General features: G+C 53.8%; 21 protein-coding genes. 14 read left to right on the top strand and 7 right to left on the bottom strand.

The window, feature by feature from the left end; all coding sequences use genetic code 11:
- Window positions 1-106 precede the first annotated feature (106 nt).
- The 4 genes from GZH47_RS13840 to GZH47_RS13825 all read right to left on the bottom strand — a co-directional run bounded on the left by GZH47_RS13840 (window position 107) and on the right by GZH47_RS13825 (window position 2,889).
- The gene (locus GZH47_RS13840) at window positions 107-889 is read right to left on the bottom strand and encodes a hypothetical protein (RefSeq protein ID WP_162640618.1); all 783 of its coding nucleotides are present in this window, start codon (window positions 887-889) and stop codon (window positions 107-109) included.
- Entirely contained in the window at window positions 876-1,421 is a 546-nt protein-coding gene (locus tag GZH47_RS13835; protein WP_225446484.1) for an RNA polymerase sigma factor, read from the bottom strand. Before GZH47_RS13835 ends, GZH47_RS13840 begins: the two co-directional genes overlap by 14 nt.
- A gap of 78 nt (window positions 1,422-1,499) precedes the next feature.
- Entirely contained in the window at window positions 1,500-1,916 is a 417-nt protein-coding gene (locus GZH47_RS13830; protein WP_162640617.1) for an HIT family protein, read from the bottom strand.
- 91 nt (window positions 1,917-2,007) lie between these two features.
- Complete coding sequence (locus GZH47_RS13825) at window positions 2,008-2,889, bottom strand: helix-turn-helix domain-containing protein (RefSeq protein WP_162640616.1); 882 nt, start codon at window positions 2,887-2,889, stop codon at window positions 2,008-2,010.
- 130 nt (window positions 2,890-3,019) lie between these two features.
- Between GZH47_RS13825 and GZH47_RS13820 the strand changes: the two genes are divergently transcribed.
- The 3 genes from GZH47_RS13820 to GZH47_RS13810 all read left to right on the top strand — a co-directional run bounded on the left by GZH47_RS13820 (window position 3,020) and on the right by GZH47_RS13810 (window position 5,969).
- Window positions 3,020-3,829, top strand: a complete 810-nt coding sequence (locus tag GZH47_RS13820; protein ID WP_162640615.1) for a phytanoyl-CoA dioxygenase family protein — start codon at window positions 3,020-3,022, stop codon at window positions 3,827-3,829.
- 171 nt (window positions 3,830-4,000) lie between these two features.
- The gene (locus GZH47_RS13815) at window positions 4,001-4,681 is read left to right on the top strand and encodes an MgtC/SapB family protein (RefSeq protein WP_162640614.1); all 681 of its coding nucleotides are present in this window, start codon (window positions 4,001-4,003) and stop codon (window positions 4,679-4,681) included.
- 163 nt (window positions 4,682-4,844) lie between these two features.
- A complete protein-coding gene (locus tag GZH47_RS13810) occupies window positions 4,845-5,969 on the top strand; it encodes a phosphodiester glycosidase family protein (protein ID WP_162640613.1) in 1,125 nt (374 codons plus the stop codon).
- Window positions 5,970-6,092: 123 nt separating this feature from the next.
- On the opposite strand, the gene GZH47_RS13805 is transcribed toward GZH47_RS13810, so the two are convergent.
- Window positions 6,093-6,977, bottom strand: coding sequence for a helix-turn-helix transcriptional regulator (locus GZH47_RS13805; RefSeq protein ID WP_162640612.1), 885 nt, complete (start codon window positions 6,975-6,977; stop codon window positions 6,093-6,095).
- Window positions 6,978-7,101: 124 nt separating this feature from the next.
- Between GZH47_RS13805 and GZH47_RS13800 the strand changes: the two genes are divergently transcribed.
- The 8 genes from GZH47_RS13800 to GZH47_RS13765 all read left to right on the top strand — a co-directional run bounded on the left by GZH47_RS13800 (window position 7,102) and on the right by GZH47_RS13765 (window position 17,087).
- Window positions 7,102-8,598 carry an MGH1-like glycoside hydrolase domain-containing protein gene (locus GZH47_RS13800; RefSeq protein WP_162640611.1) on the top strand — a complete coding sequence of 499 codons (1,497 nt, stop codon included), beginning with the start codon at window positions 7,102-7,104 and terminating at the stop codon, window positions 8,596-8,598.
- Window positions 8,599-8,891: 293 nt separating this feature from the next.
- A complete protein-coding gene (locus GZH47_RS13795) occupies window positions 8,892-9,512 on the top strand; it encodes a glycoside hydrolase family protein (protein ID WP_225446483.1) in 621 nt (206 codons plus the stop codon).
- A gap of 132 nt (window positions 9,513-9,644) precedes the next feature.
- Window positions 9,645-10,391, top strand: a complete 747-nt coding sequence (locus tag GZH47_RS13790; protein ID WP_162640610.1) for a polysaccharide deacetylase family protein — start codon at window positions 9,645-9,647, stop codon at window positions 10,389-10,391.
- Window positions 10,392-10,435: 44 nt separating this feature from the next.
- On the top strand, window positions 10,436-10,948 hold the full coding sequence (locus GZH47_RS13785; protein ID WP_162640609.1) for an acyl-CoA thioesterase: 513 nt from the start codon (window positions 10,436-10,438) through the stop codon (window positions 10,946-10,948).
- A gap of 231 nt (window positions 10,949-11,179) precedes the next feature.
- On the top strand, window positions 11,180-12,871 hold the full coding sequence (locus GZH47_RS13780; protein WP_162640608.1) for a copper amine oxidase N-terminal domain-containing protein: 1,692 nt from the start codon (window positions 11,180-11,182) through the stop codon (window positions 12,869-12,871).
- Window positions 12,872-13,101: 230 nt separating this feature from the next.
- Entirely contained in the window at window positions 13,102-14,922 is a 1,821-nt protein-coding gene (locus GZH47_RS13775; protein ID WP_162640607.1) for a glycosyltransferase 87 family protein, read from the top strand.
- Between the two features lie 288 nt (window positions 14,923-15,210).
- The gene (locus tag GZH47_RS13770) at window positions 15,211-15,477 is read left to right on the top strand and encodes a CD3324 family protein (protein ID WP_162640606.1); all 267 of its coding nucleotides are present in this window, start codon (window positions 15,211-15,213) and stop codon (window positions 15,475-15,477) included.
- A 161-nt stretch (window positions 15,478-15,638) separates the two neighbouring features.
- Window positions 15,639-17,087 (top strand): serine hydrolase domain-containing protein, encoded by a 1,449-nt coding sequence (locus GZH47_RS13765; protein ID WP_162640605.1) that lies wholly within the window; start codon window positions 15,639-15,641, stop codon window positions 17,085-17,087.
- Between the two features lie 400 nt (window positions 17,088-17,487).
- Here the strand turns inward: GZH47_RS13765 and GZH47_RS13760 are convergent, their stop codons facing one another.
- Together GZH47_RS13760 and GZH47_RS13755 are read right to left on the bottom strand one after the other, a co-directional pair.
- The gene (locus GZH47_RS13760) at window positions 17,488-18,396 is read right to left on the bottom strand and encodes a hypothetical protein (RefSeq protein ID WP_162640604.1); all 909 of its coding nucleotides are present in this window, start codon (window positions 18,394-18,396) and stop codon (window positions 17,488-17,490) included.
- A 43-nt stretch (window positions 18,397-18,439) separates the two neighbouring features.
- The gene (locus tag GZH47_RS13755; protein ID WP_162640603.1) at window positions 18,440-18,985 is read right to left on the bottom strand and encodes a hypothetical protein; all 546 of its coding nucleotides are present in this window, start codon (window positions 18,983-18,985) and stop codon (window positions 18,440-18,442) included.
- Between the two features lie 303 nt (window positions 18,986-19,288).
- On the opposite strand from GZH47_RS13755, the gene GZH47_RS13750 reads away from it, so the two are divergent.
- From GZH47_RS13750 to GZH47_RS13740, 3 genes are all read left to right on the top strand, one after another.
- Window positions 19,289-19,606 (top strand): winged helix-turn-helix domain-containing protein, encoded by a 318-nt coding sequence (locus GZH47_RS13750; protein WP_162640602.1) that lies wholly within the window; start codon window positions 19,289-19,291, stop codon window positions 19,604-19,606.
- 821 nt (window positions 19,607-20,427) lie between these two features.
- Entirely contained in the window at window positions 20,428-22,098 is a 1,671-nt protein-coding gene (locus tag GZH47_RS13745; protein ID WP_225446482.1) for a type 2 periplasmic-binding domain-containing protein, read from the top strand.
- Window positions 22,099-22,173: 75 nt separating this feature from the next.
- The gene (locus GZH47_RS13740; protein WP_318653423.1) at window positions 22,174-23,136 is read left to right on the top strand and encodes an ABC transporter permease; all 963 of its coding nucleotides are present in this window, start codon (window positions 22,174-22,176) and stop codon (window positions 23,134-23,136) included.
- Window positions 23,137-23,141: the final 5 nt, after the last annotated feature.

Here is a 23,141-nt window from a genome sequence, read left to right as displayed (position 1 = left end):
TGCTAGAGCATAGCAGTTGAACGCAAAGACGCCGGGTTGCCCTTTCGAGGGAGAAAGCCCGGCGTCTTTGTCGTATGGGGCATCTCGTATGCCGCCATTGGAGTGCTTAATGCGAATAATTCGAGGCGAGCACGCTGCCTGATGCGTCCAAACCTTCAACCTTTAGCCCGAAGCCCAAAAAATCAGGATTGTTCACCAGAATGATCCAATACGCATTGCCGTCGCTATCGTGCTTGATGGTTTTCGTTTCGGCGATGACCCGGCTCTGCGGATTGACGATTCGAATTCGACTGGCTTGCGGATTAAAGCTCATGCCGAAGTAGTAGGAATACGAATCGAATTTGAGAGAGACTGCCGTCACGGCATTCTTCGCCTTCGCTCTGTCGAGGTCGTCGTTAGTGTACGTGTATCCGGAAGAGAACGTCCATTGCCTCCTATCCCGGATGAATGCGTCGGCCGCCAAAGACAAGCTCGATTGGCCTTTGTATTCCATGACCCTTCGCGTGAAAATCACTTTGTGGTCATCGCCGACGTTTTGTTCGAATATGATCTCATTCTGCCAGCCCGGGTATTTGGCGTCGATGATACTGCGCCAATCTGTGTCGTCCTGGAATATCGTACTCTGGGTTGGGCTCGCGGCATGTTCGTGATCGGGGGTATGATCATGCGCTTGCCCGAGCGGGAGTCGAGCGAACCCAATTAAGGCCAGCACGCCGATTAGGGCGGCTCCGCCTATCATTACGCCGCGAAACCGGGAGCTTGTTCGTGCGCGCGCGGAAGCGGGAACTGCCCGCGCAAGGACACTAGCTTTCAATGCGGGCCGGAAAGCGGCACCTTGTACCGGTTCTTCTTGCAGTGCCTCATACCAAACCGGATCAGTTGAGCTCATACGGCATATCCTCCGTCAACATAAGAGATAGTTTCTTGCGTGCGCCGAAGAGCCTGGACTTCACGGTCCCCTGCGGGATCTTAAGCACATCGGCGATTTCGGGGAGCGACAACTGGTATTTGGCATGCAGCACCAGCACCTCCCGGTACTTGTTCGATAACCGTAATACCTGCCGCCATACCTCGTTAGACGCTTCCCGTTCGAGGAAAGACTGTTCGGCGGAATGCTCCTGCTGCTTGGGAATAACCGCATCGATCAGCAGAACCTTGCGGACGAAGGCCGATTTGCGGTAGTTGAGACTGATATTGCGGGTGATTTTCAACAGCCAGGTCTTCGCGGACGACTCCCCTCGGAAGGAAGCGACATGGAGGTAGGCTTGCAGGAAGACGTCCTGCGCAACATCGTCGGCCATCATGCGGCTTCGAGTGAGCGAATAGGCGAAGCTCCAGACATCTTGTCCGTAGCGCTGCATCAATTCTTCCAGGATGGACGTGTCCATTGCGCTGATATGTTTCAAGTGCTCGTCGCTCAAATGCTCTCACCTCAATGATATAGACAATGGAACTTCCGGTTTGGTTCACTTCCGGCATGGACGGCGTACAGACGGGGATCAGCGCGACTGAAGCGCTGCGACCAGCCGCTCCCTCGTCTCCGCAAGCCGCCGTTCGGCTCCATGAGGCTGCAGCGGTTCGCTCCATGCGAACCCGTCCCCTGTATAGCGGGGAATGAGATGCATGTGATAGTGGCCGAGGTCATTGAAGATCCCGCCATTCTGGCAGACGGTAATGCCGTCCGGCCGGAAGGTTTGCTTGAGCAGGGCGGATAGCATCTTCGAAGCATCGATGATGGCATAAGCGGTCTCGGCATCGGTGTCCTCGACATCGAGGACATGCATTTTGGGCAGGATGAGCAGATGGCCCTCGTTGAATGGGGCGATATCGAGCACGCACGTAAGCCGTTCGTTCTCGTAGACGACGTTGACGTTCGGCTCGAGGCCGTTCGCGATTCTGCAGCCTAGGCAGTCCATGCGGAATTCCTCCGTTTCGGTATAGATCTAATCGTACGGGGCGGCGGGTTTCATTTGACGGCCTCGCATCGGAATAACGCTGCCGCTGCACCTAGTCGGCCGTGTCAGATTGCCGCCGCTCTTCGGCGAATCGCCGGAAAGCCGTCGGGCTCATGCCGAAGGCCGCCGAGAAACGGCGCGTAAAATAATAGGCCGATTCATAGCCGACATAGACTGCGATCTCCCCGACGGGGCGCGAGGTCAGCTCAAGCAGCTTGGCGGCTTGGTGCAGACGCGTCTCCGTCACCCAGTCGGAGACGGACTTGCCCGTCTCCGCCTTGAAGAGATGGCGAAAGCGCGACTCCGACAGACCGGCGCTGCGGGCAAGCGCCGCGGGCGAAAGCGGTTCGTGCGCGTGGTCCGCGATGTAGCGGAGCGTCTGCGTGATTCGTTCATCCTGCAAAGCGGGAGCGGCCGCGCTTCGGTCCCCCTGTACGCAGCTGCTGCTCTCCTGCAGCAGAATGAGGATTTCCGCGAGCGAGAGCAGCGCCAGCTCTTGGCCAGCCCGGCTGCTGCGCCTGGCATCGGCGATCAGCCGGCGGAAGGCTTCCTCGATGCGCGCCCGAATCGGCGCATCCGGGGCGGCGCTCGTCAGCAGCCCTTCCTGCGTCCGCGGCAGCTGGAGGTAATCCTGCCACTCCGGCAGCGGCAGGAAATGCACCCACAGCAGCTCCCATTCCCCGGCCTGGTTCGCCGCATAATGATGAGGGATGCCGGGCGGCAGCAGTACCGCGTCGCCGGCGGCGCTCGTCAGCACTTCTTCGTCGACGCGGAACGATCCTGTGCCGGACACGGTATAGACGAGCAGCCAATCGAGAGTCCCTCGCGGCCGATGGCCGTAGAAGCCGTAAGAGCGGCGAAAATGATCCGCCATCAGAACGCCGAACGTCGGGCCTGTTTCCTGCTCGTATTCGTATAGGAGTTCGTTGAACATCGGGCTCCCTCCCCTAAACGGGCTATCCTGCCGCGCAGCCGTTGTGTGCAAGTCTTTAGCCGCATCGGCTATTCTTCCTGTCCATGCATCCGTTTACAATAAAAGTAACATAAAACGGGAGCGATGAGAGATGGCGGCGCATATTTTGACGGAAGCGGAGAAGGAGCAGTTTGCCGAAGAGGGTTATGTGATCGCGAGGCAGCTGTTCGGCAGCGAGCAGGTGGCGGAAATTCGCGCATGCTTTGCGAAGGTCGTGGAGGAAGGGCGGGTTCCGGGCTACTTCGAGCCCAAGACGGCGGAAGAGGCGCAGGGAGAGCCTTTGCTCATGTATCCGCGCATCTTGTATCCGCACCGAATTCTGGATACCGCTCGGCGATATATGCTGGATGCGCAGGTGATCGCGGCGCTGACGGCGCTGTTCGGTGAAGAGCCTTTGGCGGCGCAGAGCATGTTCTATTTCAAGCCGCCGGGCGGGAGAGGACAGGCGCTGCACCAGGATAATTATTATTTGCAGGCGGATCCGGGCACGTGCATCGCCGCATGGACGGCAATCGATGACGCCGACCAGGAGAACGGCGGTCTCGTGCTGGTGCCGAAGACGCATCGCTCGGCCATTCAATGCCCGCATGAAGCGGATCCGGCGCTGTCCTACTTCCGCGATGAAGTCGATCTGCCCGAGGACGCGGTCATCGTGCCGGCGGACATGAAGGCGGGGGACGTGCTGTTCTTCAATGGGAGCACGATCCACGGTTCTTATCCGAACCGTTCGGCGGATCGGTTCCGCCGGTCGTTCATCTGTCATTACGTCGGCGTCTCCACGCTGCGTCTCGGCCATCATATTCACGACGACCTGCACGCGGCGGACGGCAGCATCGTCAAGGTCGCCAGCAATGAAAGCGGCGGTCCTTGCGGAACGGCCTACGAATTCGAGCCTCATTAAGACAACGCATAGAGCGGTCGCAGATGTCAGTTATAGAAAGATGGAAGAGGAGAGGGAGGAACTAGCCCTCTCCTTCCTTATGTCTGCTCGCGGCGATGGCAGAGAAGACGGGCATGTTTGAATATCGGCCGAACGGATTAGCTATATATAGGATAAGGGAGGCGAAGAACGTTGGAATATGAATTGCTGCTAAGGGTTATCGTCGCGGGCGCATGCGGCCTGTTCATCGGATACGAGCGCAAAAGCCGAATGAAGGAAGCCGGCATTCGCACGCATTTCGTCGTTGCGACGGGCGCTGCGCTGATGATGGTTATTTCTAAATACGGCTTCAAGGATATGCAGGGCGAAACCGGCGTTGCGCTGGATCCGTCGCGCATTGCGGCACAGGTCGTGAGCGGCGTCGGTTTTCTCGGGGCGGGAATGATTTTCATGCAGCGGCAGACGGTGAAAGGACTTACGACCGCCGCGGGCATGTGGGCGACCGCGGGGATCGGGATGGCGATCGGAGCTAATCTGTACCTGCTCGGCATCGGCGTGACGCTGTTGATTCTCGTCGCGCAGAAGCTGCTGCACAGCGGGTTCGGCTGGCTGTCCTCGCCTCGGAGCGAGCAGATGTCGATTCGGCTCTCCGACGAGGGCGGCGCCGTGGAAGCTTTGCAGTCCGCGCTCCAAGCGGCCGGCGTGACGGTTCTGCAGTTCCAGGCGGAGAAGCATGCCGAAGTCGGAGAGGCAGCGGGGCAATTGCAATTGGAGCTCACCGTCCGAATAACGGCGGCAGGAGACGTGGATAAGCTCTTGGTATTAGTCCAGCGGGTGCCGCAAGTTATTCGGGTCGAGATGCAGCAGGCGTAGTCTGGTCAGGACTACGTTTGCCGGCTGAACGGGCTGCTTCCATCATTTGCACAGCCGAATTTCAGCTTCTCTTAAGCTAGCGAGCGTATAGTGGTTGAGCAACGGGGCGACCGAACCGCCGCCGTTCGTTACCACGCAATTCGTTTCGGCAAAGGAGAAGAGCATGGATACACAAACAGAGTCCTCATTCGAACCCAACTATAGAAGCAAGAAATTCAAGAAACAGGGCAGCGCTTTTAAACGGTGGAGGAGACGGTTATCGATAGCATTTGCCGGCGTGCTCGTCGTTATGCTTGGCGGAGCGGGATGGTTTTATTTGACCCCGTCCGGCTCGGATATCCGCTACATGATGGCGGACACGCTCATTACGAGCCAGCATCGCTACTTGGCTAAGTACCTGATCGGCCAGAAGGAGCTGGACAACCGGGTGGCGGATTACATGAAGAGGTTCGACGAGATGGGGGAAGTGAAGGACGAGCATAACGTGTCCCTGGCTTCGCATCCGGCGAGCGACGTGCAGGTCGAGCAGATTTCCACCAAGAAGTACAAGGGCTACATCATGTACGTGCATGATCCGAAAATGATTCGCGTCGTGACGACGAACGTCGTCGGCTCCGGCGAAACGGTGCTCAGCATGGTCAAGCGCACGGGAGCCATCGCAGGCGTGAACGGCGGGGCGTTCGACGACCCGAACTGGGACGGCAACGGATTCAGACCGGCCGGCATCGTCATGTCCGGCGGGAAAGTGCTGTACAAGGGCGACGGCATGCAGGCAGCCGTCAACGTCGTCGGCATCGACAAGAACGGCCTGATGGTCGCCGGCCGCTACAAGCCTTCGCAGCTGCTCGACATGGGCGTCACCGACGCGGTTACGTTCCAGCCGAAGTTCATCGTCAACGGCAAAGGCTTGATCAAGAGCGAAGCCGACGGCTGGGGCATTGCGCCGCGTACCGTCATGGCGCAGCAGAAGGACGGCACGATCATGTTCGTCGTCATCGACGGGCGTCAGCCGGGCTATTCCGTAGGCGCGACGCTGTACGATATTCAGAAGATTTTGCTCGCGAAGGGCGCGGTCACGGCGGCGAACCTCGACGGCGGCTCTTCCACCGTGCTGGTGAAGGACGACGCGGTCGTCAATAAACCGTCCAGCCAATACGGCATGCGCTATCTGCCGTCCGCATTCCTCGTATTCGATCATCCGGAGGAATTCGATTCGGGCAACATCTGGGACGGCATCGACATGCAGCATTTCGACTCGTCGCAGCCGCGGACGTCGACTTCGTCGTAATCGAATCGAAAGCCATTATTCATCTTCATTCAAATAGCGAACAGCAACGACGAAGAACCGTCAGGACAATCTGGCGGTTCTTTGTCGTGTATTTTTAGTTGCATGAGTTCATCCGAATGGTGGTTACGTCGCGAACCGTTTCCGGTAACCGCTGGGATTCACGCCCTTTTCCTTGGCGAACCGTCTAGCCAGGTAGGACAAGTTCGCGAAACCGACCTGCTCGGCGATCTCCCCGACCGACAGATCCGTCTTAATGAGCAGCAAGGCGGCTTGTTCGATCCGGTAGGCAATGAGGTATTCGATGAGATTCATCCCGTAAGCCTGCTTCATGCACCTGGACAGGTAGGTCGGGTGAAAGCTGAACGCCTCGCGGATTCGGTGATAGGAGACGGGTTCACGGTAATGCGTGCGCAGGAAGTGGGCAACCTTCTCGGCCAGCCGGAGAGACGTCGAATCCTTCTCGTTCTCGCCGGCGGCATGCAAGAGCTGCAGGATGTTCTGGAAAACCAGCTGCTGCTGCCATCTGGCCCAAGCTTGGGGCTGCGGCACGAGCTCCAGCAATTGCTGCAAGCAAGCATACAAGCTTTCCGGATTAGGCAATGCGCAAAACTGCGGAAGCTGGAGAACGCTCGTCTTGATGTTCAGCCGGTCATCGCTGTCCGCCAATTCGTATTCGCGATAATGGGGATGCGGGTGATCCGTCCATCCGTCCGCCGTCTCCTCCGACCAAATGCCGATGGATTGGAAATGGACGTAATAGAAATGCGTTTCTTCGTCGCAGGAACGGTAAGTCGCGTGGCTCTTGTTCGGTTTCAGGATCAGCATATGACCGGCCGTCACCGTGTAGCTCGCTGCTTCTTCCGTGATATAGAGGGCGCCTTTCGTAACGACAAGCAGGTCGAATACGCCGAGATTGGAACGGTCCGGATGCCGGCTGCCGAAATAGTAGGTGTCTTCGCCGACAGCCAGGAAACAGGGAAAAGGTGGAGCGGTAAATCGCATGTTCATGCGCGGCAGCCTCGCTCTGCTGGGAAATCAATATTGTGTTTATATACGTCAATAAACTGGCTATTCCTTGTCCGTACAGCCGAATTATGATTAAGGGGAATGCCGCAGGGAAGGTGGACGCACGATGAGGATTAACCTTACGGATAAGGTTCGGGACGATGACGAGGCCCGCTGGCTGCAGCTGCATGCCCCGCTGTTCGAATGCCCGGACGAGGTTCTGCAGCGCACGTATTACTATCGCTGGTCCGTATTCCGCAAACATCTCAAATTAACGCCTGCCGGCTATGTCGTAACGGAGTTTCTGCCGGATGTTCCGTGGGCGGGGACGTACAATACGATCAGCTGCCCGGCGGGCCATCATTTCTACGAAGGCCGATGGCTGCGGAATCCGGCGTACTTGGACGATTACGCGGCGTTCTGGTTCCGCGGAGGCGGCGAGCCCCGGAGGTACAGCTTCTGGGCGGCGGATGCCCTGCACGCGCGCTACCTTGTGACCGGGGATGCGGATATTTTGCTGAAGCTTCTTCCGGACCTGGTTCGGAATTTCGGGGCCTGGGAAGCCGAGCGCAAGGATGAATCGGGCCTATTCTGGCAGATCGACGACCGGGACGGGATGGAGTTCTCGCTTGGCGGTTTGGGCCTTAGGCCGACCATTAACAGCTACATGTACGCGGATGCCGCCACAATCGCCGCGATTGCCGAACTGGCGGGTGACGGGGAACTGGCGGAAATCTACCGGCGGAAAGCCTGGGACATTAAGGCGTTGACGGAAAAGCTGCTATGGGACGAGGAAGCGAAGTTCTTCAAGGTGCGCGCGAATCGCGAAGGGCTTCGGCATACCATGCAGCTGCCCGCATCGTGGCGGGACAGGCTGCCGGCGCGGCAGCTGCAAGAGGGAAGTCTCGCCGACGCATGCGAATTGACCGGGTACGTGCCTTGGAGTTTCGGCCTTCCTGGCAAGGGATTCGAGGAAGCTTGGTCTCGGCTCATGGAGCCAAGTCAATTCTATGCCGCTTACGGACCGACGACGGCCGCGCGATCCCACCCGAACTTCATGATGGAACATTCGCATGAATGCTTGTGGAACGGGCCGTCCTGGCCGTTCGCCACGACGCTGGCGCTGATGGCGATGGCCCGTGTAATTCAGGAATACGAGCAGACTTATGTCGGCAAAGAGGACTATCTGGAGCTGCTTCGGATCTATGCCGGCTCCCACCGCCTTGTTATGCCTGACGGCCGTGCGATTCCGTGGATCGATGAGAACTTGGACCCGTTCACGGGCGAATGGATCGCTCGCACGAAGCTGCATGAACGGGGCGATGCCAATAGGGACAGGGGCGCGCATTACAATCATTCCGCGTTTTGCGATCTGATCTTATCGGGCCTGATCGGGATACTTCCGCGCCGGGACGACGTGCTGGAACTGCATCCGCTTCTGCCCGAGAACGCGGAATGGGACTACTTTGGCCTCGAGAATGTCGCTTACCATGGCCGAGAGGTCACTATATTTTACGACAAGCATGGAACCAGGTACGGCTGCGGTCCTGGCTTCCGCGTAATCATCGACGGCGTTGAACGGTTCCGTTCGGAGCGCGTTCAGCCTGTCACGATCTTATTTTAACGAGTGGAGGAGATGCGATCGATGAGCAATGTCAATCATGCCGGCTGGCGCAAATACGCGAATAATCCCGTTCTTGGGGGAGATTACGGCACCTGTTTCGACCTTACGATGCTGAAGGAAGGCGGCTTCTACCGGATGTGGTTCTCCTGGCGTCCGAAAGCGAGCATCGCGCTGGTCGAAAGTACGGATGGCATCCACTGGAGCGAGCCGGTCGTCGTGCTTGGCCCGCTGGAATCGACGGGATGGGAGAATGATCTGAACCGGCCGTCGTCAAGCGCGAGGACGGTTATCACATGTGGTATGTCGGGCAGACGTGGAAGCCGGATAGCTCCAGCATCGGTTACGCGAGAAGCGAGGACGGCGTCCGCTGGGTGCGCCAGAGCGACAAGCCCGCGCTTCGGCCCGAGGCGCCGTGGGAGAAAGTAGCGGTCATGTGTCCGCATGTCCTCTGGGATGAAAAGGCGAGGAAATTCCGGATGTGGTACTCCGGCGGCGAACAGTACGAACCCAATGCCATCGGGTACGCGGAAAGTGCGGACGGCCTTGATTGGGAGAAGCACGCTGGGAATCCGGTGTTCAGCAGCGACCCGGAACGGACGTGGGAGCAGCATAAAGTAACGGCGTGCCAGGTTATTCCGTATAACGACGGTTTCGCCATGTTCTATATTGGCTTCCGCGACGAAGACTACGCGCAGATCGGACTCGCTTGGTCCAAGGACGGCGTCGGCGGCTGGCGCCGTCATCCGCTCAATCCGATTCTGGCGCCGGAGCCGGGCGCGTGGGATTCGGATGCGAACTACAAGCCTTACGCGATCTTCGACGGCGAGTCTTGGAGGCTCTGGTATAACGGCCGCAGCGGACATTTCGAGCAGATCGGACTCGCGATGCACGAAGGTTACGATTTGGGACTGTAGACTGCAGAGTGTCAGGCATTCAGCCCTCGGGCGCTCGGCAATCTTCGCTTCGGCTGGCATAAAAACCCGCTCGCATCCGCATAGTAAAGTGGATTGCATTCAAGCTTGCCGAAGCGCCAAGGGAGGAGCACGATGCGGCATTTATTGAAAAGGTTGTTGGCGGTCACGCTGTGCGCGGCCATGCTTTGCGGTTTCCAGGCTCCGCCGCGGAAAGACCGGCATTTCTACGAGAGCCGGGGGGATATCATCTGGGAGCTGCCGCTGGAACGGAAGGAGCTGGCGCTCACCTTCGACGACGGACCCGATCCGGCGACGACGAACCAGATTCTCGACCTGCTGAAGCAGTATCATGCCAAGGCGACCTTCTTCGTCATCGGATATCGCGTGCACGAGTACCCCGATATCATCAAGCGGGAAATCGCGGAAGGGCACGAGGTTGCCAATCATACGTTCAATCATGTGTATTTTCAAAAGGGGATCAAGGCCGATACCATCCAGCGGGAAATCGAACGGACGGATCGCTCGCTAATTGAGCTGACCGGCAAGAAGCCGTTCCTGTTTCGGCCCCCGGGCGGCTACTACAGCGACGTCATGATCGATATCGCCCGGAAGCTCGGCTACACGACCGTCCTCTGGTCCTGGCATCAGGATACCGAGGATTGGCGCAGCCCCGGGGTGCGGCATATTGTCAATAAGGTGTTGAAGAACGCGCGAAACGGCGACATCGTGCTGCTGCACGACTATGTTTCCGGCTCCGCCCACACCGTGAAGGCGCTGCGGGTCATCCTGCCGGAGCTGGAGCGCAGAGGCTACCGACTTGTGACGGTTTCCGAACTCATTCAGGATAAAACAGGAGAATTGCTGCCGGTCTCGAAATAATCTTTTAGAAAATCCCACCTTCTAAGAGAGCGAAGTGAACGCAAGTGGAAACGAAATACATCCGAGAAACGCGCTGCTTCAAGGTTTCGCGCGTGTTCCCGACCGACGTGAACAATCACAATACGTTGTTCGGCGGCAAGCTGATGTCGTATATCGACGACATTGCCTCCATCTCCGTCGCGAAGCTGTGCCGAAGCTCCGCGGTAACGGCCTCGACCGATTCCGTCGACTTCCTGAATCCGATCCGGCCGAGCGATTCCGTCTCGCTGGAATCCTTCATCACCCACACGGGGACGAGCTCGATGGAGGTGTTCGTCAAGGTGATCTGCGAGGACATGAACAGCGGCGAACGCAAAATCGCGGCAACCGCGTTCCTGACCTTCGTCGCGCTGGACGAGAACAATCGCCCGACACCCGTGCCGCAAGTCATTCCGGAGACGGAGGAAGAGAAGAAGCTCTTCGAAACGGCCGAATACCGTACGCAGATGCGGAAGCACCGCAGGGAAGAGAGCAAGAAGTTCGCGGATTATTTGCTGACGGCGTATCCGTGGGAGTAGAGAATGGCGGCAGCAGGAACGAACTGCAGAATGGGCTTGGCGGATACGCCAAGCCTTTTTTGCGTTGGGCGCGTCGTCCATGCCGGCATGATTAACCTCGGCGAGGAAAGGATTTCGAACGATGCGGTTGAATACGTCTGGACGCATGTGGGGCGGAGTGTTAAATTCACTAATATAAGGAAAATAACAGCGCTAAATATTCATGCCCTTAATTCTGCGAAGGAGGAACTTATGAACCATCCGAAAGCACGACCGTATTATCGCCTGTTGTCCTATGGGATCGGAAGTCTGATGCTTATCGCTTCTCTCGGACAGACAGTTGCGGAGGCAGCCCCCCAGCCAGCCGTCCCGCAAACCCAGCAGACCCAGCAGAACCAGAATGCGTCAAACATCGCCGTTATTCTGGATCGGCAGCCGCTGCCCCTGACCTTGCCTCCGATTCTCATTCATGGCAGCCTGATGTTTCCCGCAAAAGCCTTTTTCCAAGCCGTTGGCGTTAAGTTCAGCATCCGTAACGGACATGTGACCGCCGTGAACGGATCCATACAGGTAGAAGGGAATTTAAGCTCGAACAAGGCGGCAAAAGGGAAGCAGGCCGTACAAATGCCGGCTGCGCCGACTATTCAGAACGATCGGCTGTACGTGCCTGCCAAATTCGTTTCGCTCGTCATGGACAAGGAAGTGTCCTATTATGCCGGCGGCGGCAAGAAGACGGTGACCATCGGTTATAACGAAGGGCAGATGACCGGGTTCCGGCGATTGATGTTCGAGGCCGCGCGGAATGGCGATGCCAAGGTAATTGAAACCATGCTTAGCCGAGGCGTTGGCGTCAACGAGAAGATGCGCAATGAGTACGGGGATAACACGGCGCTGGATTACGCGGTTCTGACCGACCACGTGGAAGCTGCGCAGGTGCTGCTGGAACACGGAGGTACTTTTGATACGCAGCGGGTATTCCAATTGCTCGTCTCGCAAGATGCGGCCATGATAGAACTTCTGCTGCAGCATGGCATCGATCCGAATATGCCGTTGAGCAACTTGAACGGCTCCTTGCTAAGCGTCGCCTGCAACGAGATCGGTTCTATGCATCCGGACGGCACGGAAACGACCATTCATCCAAGTCCGCAGATCGTAAAGCTCTTGCTTGATTATGGAGGCGATCCGTTGAGTGATGATTCGCTCACCAATGCGGTTCAAGCGGGCAGCCGCGCAGTCGTTCAATTGCTCATGCAACATGGCGCCGATCCGTATCGGATGGATTCTATGGGAAGCACGCCATATCAACGGGCCGTTATTATCGGTGCCGTCAGCTGGTTTACGCTGGACGCGGATACCGCTGGCTCGAGCGGTTCGGAACAGCCGGAGGGCGTCCATCATATCCCGATTTTCTCGGTCTTGAACGAGGACGGTACGCCGTTGATGAGCGGCACGATAGTCGTCGAGGGTACGAGCAATCCCGGTTTCTCCCGTAAAGAATTCAATTGGAAGGGCGAAGACATCAACCTCGACGTGCCGGACGGCGATTACAAGGTCTCGACGATCATGCGCGTTGGCGCAGCCTATTTGCCGTCGGGCAAACGCATCCAAGTCGACCAAGGCAAAGCGACTCCTTCGGTGTACCGCCTGCCAGCCCTTAATGTCCATGTGACGATCGCCAATGCAGGCGACGACCAGAAGCATGGCTTCGCGACGCTGTTAAACGCGGATGGCACCAACCTGTTGACGTACGTAGAGGTCGAGGACGGAAAGTTCGGCTTGTATCTGCCGCCGGGCACGTACAAGCTTTCGGATTATCGCGTGCAGGCCTCCATTTACCAATTATCGGGAGATACGACGATTACAGTTTCCGAGAAGAGCGGAATTCAGGAGCTTGTCGTGACGATGTCGGAAGGGGCTTTGAAATTAAAATTGGCTGCGGAATAGACGATAGGCAGGACCTGAGAAGTTGATTATAAGCGGTAAGGATGTGGGGATAAAGAAGTCCGATTCCGACTTCAAGCGTAAGTGGATAGGCCTATGCGACAAGGCGCCCCGGCGAACGGGGCGTCTTTTTGCTGCGCGCTGCCGCCGGCAAGCTTTCAGCAAACTATCAGTTTACGCTCAGTTCCGGTTCAGGTTGCTTGCCTAGAATGGGGGAAGAAAGGAGTGACTTCATGCGAAAACAAGCCATGCGGATCGCGGCTGTCGCGCTGCTGGTTCTATCGTTGGGAATGTGCGTGTATTCCCTTATACAAGTCGGCGACGGAGGTTCCGCCGCTTCGACGCAAGGCTTCGGCGGGGGAGGAGGAAAGTTTGCCGCTTCGGGCCGGGCAATGGATGGCGGAGCGGGAGGCGCTCCGGCACAAGGGGGTGACGGAGGGGGCTCGTCCGCGCCGTCCCAAGGAACGGACGGAGGTGCGGCGGACTTCGCTCCACCGCAGGGAGCCGATGGAGGCTCCGATGCCGATGGATCGGGTCCTTCGGCGCAAGGAACCGAGGGCGGAACATCCGCCCCGCCGCAGGGAATGGACGGAGGCGTAATGAATTCCGTTCCGACACAAGGGTTTAACGGAAGCCCGGACGGAGCTGCCTCGGGCCAAGGCTTCAACGGCGGCCGCGGCGGCGGTTTCGGCGGCGGCACCGGGGGCGGCGGTTTCTCCGCTTCTTCGGAAGGCAAGACAGAACTGGTTGCGTACAGCTTCGCGTTCGCGGCTATCGCGGCGTTCGGCGTCTATGTCGTGTTCCGCCGAAAAGCCGAGGTCCCCGCCGAGAGCCGGCGCGGTCTCGTCTGGCTGCTGCTCGGAAGCGCATTGCTGCTGCGTATCGCGGTCGTGCCATGGGTTTCGGCGCATCAGGGCGACTTGAATTTCTTTCGTACCTGGGCGTCTCAGGCATCGGCGGATTTTACGGGATTCTACAAGAACGGCAGCGCGGATTACCCGCCGCTCTATATCTATGTGCTCTATGTAACGGGCAAACTGTTGTCCTCCGCATCGCTGAGCCCTTACTCGACGCTGCTGTATAAGCTGCCGTCGCTGATTGCGGACGTCGCAACGGCAGGGCTGCTGTTCATGGCATCCAGACGCTATGTCAGCTACTCGATCGGCTTGCTCGTCGCGGTGCTCTATGCGCTCAATCCGGCCGTGATCGTAAACTCGACCTACTGGGGACAAGTCGATTCGTTCTTCACCCTGCTTGTGGTCGCGGCGGTCTACCTCCTGTCCAGAGGAAGGGCAGGCTGGGCTTCGGCCATCTTCATGGCGGCGATTCTGATGAAGCCGCAGGGCATTATTTTCTCGCCGGTGCTGTTCTTCGGGCTGGTATCCATGCGGCAGCTTCGCGCTTGGTTGACCGCGATCGCAAGCGCAGCGGTAACGCTGTTCGTCGTCGTCCTGCCATTCTCATTCGGCCAAAGCCCGCTCTGGCTGTACCGGCTGTATACGGGAACGGTCTCGGAATATCCGTACGCGACGGTGAACGGGTACAATCTATTCGCGCTGCTGGGGCTGAATTACGAAGCCGACAGCACGCATTTTATCGGACTGAGCTATCATACCTGGGGAATGCTGTTCATCGTCGCGACGACGTTGTTCTCTTGGCGAATGTATGCGCGAAGCAAGCTTCCGGCTTTCGGGGCGGCTTCGGCGATGCTGCTGATCTCCGGCGTGTTCACGCTGTCGACGGGCATGCATGAACGGTATCTGTTTCCCGCCGCGGCGCTTGCGCTGCTTGCCTATATCCAGCTGAAGGATCGGATCCTTCTCTTGCTGGCTGCTGGATTCAGCGTGACGATCTTCATCAACACGTTCGTCATTCTGTTCCAGTCGGGGGACAATACCAATTACACTTTCGCGCTGTGGGCGGTGTCCACGATGAATGTGGCTTTGTTCGGCAGCGCCGCGCTATGGGCAATAGGCTTCGTGCGTACGCCGAATCCGGCTCAGGCGCAGGAAGAACCGACGGCGCTGGCGCGAGTAAGCGAGGAGCGGACGTGAATCGACGGGGCGAACGCGTTCAAAACGATTGCAGCGGATGCAGGAAACAGCCGAATAGGAACGAATGTAATGGTTGGAAGGAATTTACTTTAGCGGTATTGAAAGAGAGGTCATCGTTTATGGGTAAACCAGCGTTCTGCTCCATGCAAAGTCTTGATCTATAAACAACGGCGGTTGTTTATATTGGAGCCATTTACTGCCGCCTGACGATCAGCGTTCTCGCGATTATTGTTTATAGGATAGGCTTTGCAACCTTAAATTCAATTTATTTTAAGGAGCAGAGCTATCGTGAAATACGTAAACGCCGATACCATTTTCCCGGAAGAGCTATTGCAGGAAATACAGAAATATATCCAAGGCAGAATGGTTTACGTCCCCTCTCCCGAAGGACAACGGAAGAAATGGGGCGAAAACTCAGGCAGCCGACAGCATTTGAGCCGCAGAAACGTTGAAATACGTCAACAGTATACCGGCGGTGCAACGATCGATGAACTTGCTGATCAGTTCTGTCTCTCCAGCGAAAGCATTAAAAAGATCATCTATTCCAAAATATAGGTCAAGGAAATCACATCAGATCCCATGGTGTGATTTTTTGTGTGTAATAAACGATAGTGAAGCATTCTTGATCTATCTTTCTAACAATTCCTTTTGCTACGATGGAAAAAACAACTCATACGGGTCGAATGCATGGCATTCATCCGATCGGAGGAAGAGCAATGACAAGTCGGGTGCCCCTGTCGAGAACTACGCCGGAGGAGCAAGGGATTTCATCGAGAGCGATTATTGATTTCTTGGACGCATTGCGAGATCAAGACTTAGAGATACATAGTTTTATGGTGCTGCGGCGCGGGAAAGTCGCGGCAGAAGGATGGTGGGATCCTTATCGGCCTGAATACCCGCACGCCTTATATTCGCTCAGTAAGAGCTTTGCTTCGACGGCGATCGGCTTCGCGGTCGCGGAGGGATTGCTGTCGCTGGACGACCGGATCGTCGACTTCTTCCCCGAAGACGCGCCGGAGCCGGTATCCGATCACTTGTCCGCGTTAAAAATACGTCACCTGCTGGTAATGGGCGCCGGGCACTCGAAAGTCGTAAGTACGTGGGATTCGGATACGGATAACTGGGTCAAGCTGTTTCTAGAAGCGCCGATCGCGTACACCCCGGGGACGCGGTTTATGTACGACAGCATGAATACTTACATGTTGTCCGCCATCATTCAGCGTGTCACCGGTCAGCCGCTGCTTGCCTTTCTGGACGAGCGCTTGTTCGTACCACTCGGATTGTCCAAAACCGCTTGGGAGACATGCCCCCGCGGCATCGAAGGCGGCGGTGTCGGCATGAGTCTGACAACCGAAGATATCGCCAAGTTCGGGCAATTGTATTTGCAAGGCGGCGAGTGGGAGGGGACGCGGCTTCTGCCCGTCGATTGGATTCACGAGGCTGCTGCTTGTCATATTTCAACTGGCGATGCGGAGACGGACAACGATTTTGGGCAAGGCTACGGTTATCAATTCTGGCGATGTCAGCACGGCGCGTACCGGGGCGATGGGGCGTTTGGACAGGTCTGTATCGTTATGCCGGAGCAAGAGGCGGTGATCGTTATGACGTCCGGCCTTGAGGATAAGAGGACATTGATGAACACGGTGTGGGACAAGCTTCTCCCTGCCATGTCGCCGGATGCGCTGGAACCGGATGAACCGGGAATTGCCGCATTGGCGGAAAGGATTCGAGCATTTCGACAAGATATCCCGCCTAATAATCAGTCTGCCTCTAACGAGTCGGCCATGAATGGGCATGTCTATCGGCTTGAACCGAACGAACATCAAATCGAAACATGGTCGATCGACTTCGCGGAGCAGGATGCCTTACTCACTTTGCGTCATGGTTTCGGCGAGCAATCCGTACGATTGGGCCGCGGAGCATGGATAAAGGGACGAATGAGAACGACCGTGTGGGGACTCGGCGGTACGGAACAGCCGGTCGAAGGCAGCTTCTCGTGGAGCGACGCGGCAACGCTGGACATTCAATTGGCATTCGTGGAGACGGCGTTCCGTTTTCACATTGCGTGTCACTTAAGAGGGCAAGAAATCGATATCGAACTCCGCTCTAATGTCGCGTGGGATTGGGAGCCGAATTCCGTGATGATGCGCGGTCAGATGGAATAAGGGGATAATATATACCGAAGCTTTTCGCGTCTTCCGGATTCACGGCTACATGCCGAACTTCAAATGGCTTCCGTAGGCAGGAAAAAAGCTGCGAGCCTAACGGCACGCAGCTTTTGGTTTTAATCCAGAATGACCGACGGTCCAATTCGAAAGACAAGAATTTGTATTATTCTCCGATAACGGACACAAAGAATCTCGAAGTTTTTGTAGCCATCGTTGAACAAATGGGCGGCTTAACGCAATGGATCAAAATGCTGCATGAGTATTCAGAAATGGCTAATACGACTGTTGGGAGTCTTATATATGCTCGATGGAATAGTAAACATCAAAATGGAATGCTGAGCTATGTTCGCTAGCATTCCATTTTTTTCATAAGACTTAAAAATAGATTAATCTGCAATTATTTTTTTATAAGTTCTTGTTTTATAGATAATGGAACATTGGCACTCATTAATGTAAACTTTTGTCCAGTAGTATCTTTTTGTACGACCAATAAGTCATAATCAATGTTTGTATAGCCTTTAAAATCTCCTAGTTCAATTTTACTCTCATAATCGATCTTAAGCGTATTGTTAATGATGGACGAATTGTCTTGCTGTTTCAAAATATTTTGTTCATCTAATTTTTTTGGTAAAAGAATTTGATATTGATATGAATCATTACCTTTTTTGTTGAAATCAGCCTTCATATTGAACGTGTTTATATTTTCGTTTGTGGTATAAGAAGTTAAGTACCACTCATTTCCCTTGATTGGGTTCTTAACAGTAGTTTTTTCTAAATAATACTGTCCTGTTTCGAGTGTAAAGATAACTCCATGATTATCAAATAATCGTATTTTATTAAATCTTTCAACAAAATCAGGTAAAGAAATAATAAACTGTCCGTGGTCATGAATAGATGTATCACGCGTTTTAACTTTCATTGTTACAATAGTATCATCTTGCAATAATTCACTTTTTATAATGTTTTTTTCAATGTAATTTGCATGAAATGATAACACAATATTCTTTTCGCTATCAGCCTCATTATAGAAGAGATAAGATACTTGGCTTTGATTGTCGCCTTCTAAGGTGGCTATGAGAGAGTCATCATCAGTACTGCTACTTAAATTAGTATTACTTCTTGTATCCATATTGCTATCAACTATATTGCTATTCTTATCTATACTTGTATTGGCGTTGCAACCTGTTAAAGTGAAAATCAAAAAACATAAGAGTAAAGAATTTATACGACTATTGAATAATAAGCGATTAATATTTTCACTTCCTTGCTGTATAAGAAAAATAACCGGAGATAATTCAACTATCAACGGTTATTTTTCTCTGATATTTACATTTTATTCTATCATTTACCTAGTGATGACGCCAGAACCATTTATAGGTTCCGTTACTTCCTTCGCTTTTAGAGTTCAGATATCCACCGCTACTCTTAGGGTAAGTCCAGTAAAGTCTCTTAATCTGGTTCGCACTCCATAACTCATAGGTCCATCCTGCCTCGGCATTGTAAGTTACTGTTGAAGTTTTCCCCCAAGTTTCACCCCAGTTTCCACTAATAGTACCCTTCGCAATTAGAGAGAAGCCATACTCTAGACTTCCACTAATTTGATAGGTTGAGGAAGATGTTGTAGTCAATGAGACATTGGCGGCAGCGTTGAGTGCATTGAATGTATCTTTATCCCAAGAGTCATAACGCATGTCGTAACCAAGAGTGTTCCAGCTATTTTCTGTGAGTACGAGAGGGATAGGAATGTAGCTACCATAAGTGGTTGATCCGTAAGATACACTAGGTGCGGTATTGCCAGGTACATCCGCGGCACTGACCGGTATTACAGAAGCCCCAAAAGATATTGTTGCGATAGTCGAGAGGATAATAAACTTGCTCTTCAATTTAGCTTTCATAACATTTCACTCTCCTTGGTATTTTAATATATCCAAGGAGGATTCTATCTAAAGAGACAGTTTAAAGTAATAACTAAAATTGCAATTTTCTTACAAAAAAATTACACAATTTGTATATTATAAGTTATAATTAATCTTACTTCAATGGTAGGTTGAGTGAATGTTGGGGATATGTGGTTTGAAGATTCTTTGTGGTAACCTGCAATAACCGAGATCTTCTAGGTGAAGTAGGTGTTGAGGTTGGGATGAAAGTCAAGGTATAAAAGAAATGTATACGCTAATTCAAATTGAGGTGCAAATGCTTTGGAGAGAATAAAAATCGGTAAAAATCTGTACTTAGATCCGTTTGCTCGTTGCTTAGATAATTTAGATTCAAAAATTTTTCTCACACAATTAGAATTTCTAATTTTAAGCTTTTTTTCAAACAACCTCAATACGGTTTTATATGTTGAGGATATTTTAGATTATATTAATAAAGCTACCTCTTTTCAGAAAAACTACACTGAACAAAATGTCTATGTATATATCCAAAAAATTCGATCTAAATTAGAAGAAGACAAAAGAAATCCTAAAATTCTATTGAATGTGCGACCTGGGTATATATTAATGTTTCAATCATAATTATTATCTTGTTTTAATTTTGAACTGTACCAGTCAAGTAGACAGTACAAATATATAAATTCAATTAAGCGGCCTTGCTCCTGTACTCTATCGGACTGAGGCCGTTTAGTTTTGCTTGTAATCGTTCATGGTTGTTAAGTGGATGTAGGCCGCAGTACACGGAACATGCTTTGGATCATGTTATTGTCATCCAAGAGCTTCTTAAAGCCGAAAGAAGTGTATTTGTAAGCCTCACTCGCTATGAAGCATGGGACTGGTTCCTGGAGCTGCTTTATCCTGAAGATTTCGAGTTCTTCTAATTTGTCTGGGGAGCATATCAGTCCAGTGCAACTACTGTTCGTATTTCCTATTCTTAATGCCCTTAATGCTCTTAATGAAAGCTAAAGAAGGCCGGAGGCCGGTATGGAGACGAAGCAACAAAGTGGTCGCCTTTGTAACCGGATTTCAACCGCTAAATGTCTTAGTCAATCAAAGAAATCCGAGGTACAACAGCGAGCGCAGTTCCATACCGGCCGCAGGCCCTCTTATAGCTGAATTGAATTTAAAATAATTCAACTTTTATGACGTGAGTCTGACCGGACTGAGCGCAACCTCTCTTTTAAACTCGAATTTGCTGTCATCCCCCTCGGAATCCCCTAAATTCCGGCTGAAACCATGGCTTTTCCATCAATTTAATTCAACTTAATTATATTAATAAAATTATGTTTCAAAATATTTATTTACAGAATATTCCCCTCTGATGTATACTCATCTCGAAAGTGTAAGCGCGTTCAATTTTGTTGAAAGCGATTGCCTAACAATTGCGCTTGGGGGGATTAGGAATGAAGAAGAAGAGGAAAGCGCTGCTCGTTTCTTCGCTCGCGACGATGATGCTGCTCGCGGCATGCTCGAGCAACGGGGGAAACAACGACGCAGGGAACGCGGCGGATGCGAATAAGGCCGGCGATGCCGATTCCGGGAACAAGGCAGCGGCGAATGCGGGGAACGATGCGGCAGCGACAGATACGAAAGAGGCAGCGCCGATCAAGATGAGCATGGCACTTATGGCAGGACCGAAAACGCCGGATTCCTGGGCGGAGCATACGCTGGAGGAAGATCTGACGAAGACGATCGGCCGTTCGGTCGACATACAGCCGGTCTTCCTGCCGGATTGGTCGGAGCTGAATACGAAGATCAACCTGCTCATGAGCGCGAAGGATACGCGTCCGAACATTTTGTGGACAGGGGATACGAAGGAATATACGAAATGGGTGAAAGCGGGCATCGTGCAAGACTTGACGCCTTCGCTGCAGAAGTACGGCAAAGAGATTTTGGACTACTACACGAAGGATACGATGTTCTACCACTGGGACAAGAGCGGCAAGATCTTCCGCGTGCCGGGGGATGTGCCTGAAGCCAGCTTCATGACGACGATCGTCCGTAAAGACTGGCTCGACAAGCTGGGCCTGAAGGAGCCGAAGACGCTGGACGAATACGTGGCGATGCTTCGCGCGTTCACGAACGACGATCCGGACGGCAACGGCAAGAAGGATACGTACGGCCTCTCGGGCGATAACTACTACCGCAGTCTTGCGCCGTTCTTCTACGCGTACGGCATCGACGTAGAGAACTTCATCAAGCAGGATGACGGCAGCATTCAATTCGGCGCATTGATGCCGCAAGTGAAGAACGTGCTGGAGCTGCTGCAAACGCTGTACAAGGAAGGCGTCATCGATCCGCGGATGTCCACGGCCGCGAACAGCGACGACCAGAAGGTGAATGAAATCTATTCCACCGGTAAAGTCGGCTCCTTCTATCGTTTCGTCGATTATTTCAACCCGGGCAACGGGGCGGCGATCTCCTTCAAGAAGCTGAATCCGTCCGGCGTCTATGAAGCGATCGATCCGATCCAAGGACCCGAAGGGTTCTCCTCCGATATGCCGGATCCGGGCATCGGCTGGTGCTACCTGGTCGTAACGGATACGACCAATGCGGACGACGCGGTGCAAGTGCTGAATACGATGGCGACGCCGGATGTGTTCAAGGATATTACGTTCGGTAAAGAAGGCGAGCAATACAAGATGGAGAACGGCGAGTTCACGCCGACCATTACGCCGGATGAAGGCAACAAGCTGGGCCTCGGCAACTTCGGCTGGTACCTCCAGCGCAAGGATGCCGCGAACATCAAGAATACGCCGGAAGTAACGGCGCTGTTCGAGAAGCGGATCCAAACGTCGCAGCCGATGCGCGATAAGATCGTCGTCTTCAAATCGCTGGAGCGTCCGCAATGGGATAAATACTCCGCGGATATCAAGAAAGTCCGCGACGAGCTGTTCTGGTCCATCATTACCGGCAAGAAGCCGGCGAGCGCGTTCGACGATTTCGTCAAGCAATACGAGAAGCTGGGCGGCAAGCAGATCGATGAAGAAGCGAAGCAATTATACAGTACGCAGTCATCCGAGTACGACCAGTTCAGCGAGTGGTACGAAGCGAACATCACGCCTTATAAATAATCGGCTGATTGGATTGAAGAGCGAGCGGGCCGCGGTCAGCGGCCTGTTCTTGTTCCAAGCCCGCGAAAGGAGCGAATGACAATCGAAGCCTCGAAGCCGAATATCGGCTTGTCCGGTCAAGAGAAAGCAGCCAAGGGAACCTTCATGAAAGACGTCATCAGAGACAAATACTTGTACCTGCTGCTGCTGCCCGGCATGCTGCTCATCCTCCTGTTCCGATATGTACCGATGTACGGCATCATTATCGCGTTTCAGGACTTTAACATCTTCCAAGGCATGAACGACCAGGAGTGGGTCGGTTTCGCCCAATTCTCACGGCTGTTCCATTCGCCCGATTTTATCGAAATCTTGCGCAATACGATCTTGATCAGCGTGTACAAACTGCTGTGCGCCTTCACCATTCCGGTTATCCTGTCGCTGCTGCTGAACGAGCTTCGGCATGTCGCCTTCAAACGGGTGACGCAATCGATCATTTATTTGCCTCATTTTATCTCATGGGTTATTTTCTCCGGCATTCTGATCTCGTTCCTCAATCCCGTGGACGGCATGGTGAACGCCATTATTGAAATGTTCGGCGGCAAGCCGATCGATTTTCTGGGCGATACCCGTTACTTCCGGTCGATCCTCGTGATCAGCGATTCCTATAAGGAAGTCGGCTGGGGGACGATCATTTACCTGGCCGCCATCTCCGGCGTCAGCCCTGAATTATACGAGTCCGCAAGAATGGACGGGGCGAACAAGGCAAGACAGATGTGGCATGTCACGCTGCCGGCTATCCGGCCGGTCATTATCATCCTGCTGATTCTCAGCCTCGCGAACATTCTCGAAGCGGGCTTTCAACAAATTTATTTGCTCTACAGTCCGCTCGTCTACGATGTTTCGGATATTATCGATACTTACGTGTACCGGGTCGGCATTCAGGACGCCAATTACAGCTATGCGACGGCAGCCGGTCTGTTCAAGTCGGTCGTAGCCATGGTGCTGATCGTAAGCGTCAACAAAATCGTGAAAAAAGCAGGCCAGGACGGTCTCTGGTAGGAGGA

This window comes from Paenibacillus rhizovicinus (assembly GCF_010365285.1).
Lineage (GTDB): Bacteria > Bacillota > Bacilli > Paenibacillales > Paenibacillaceae > Paenibacillus_Z > Paenibacillus_Z rhizovicinus.
This window is presented reverse-complemented; position numbering and strand designations above follow the sequence as displayed.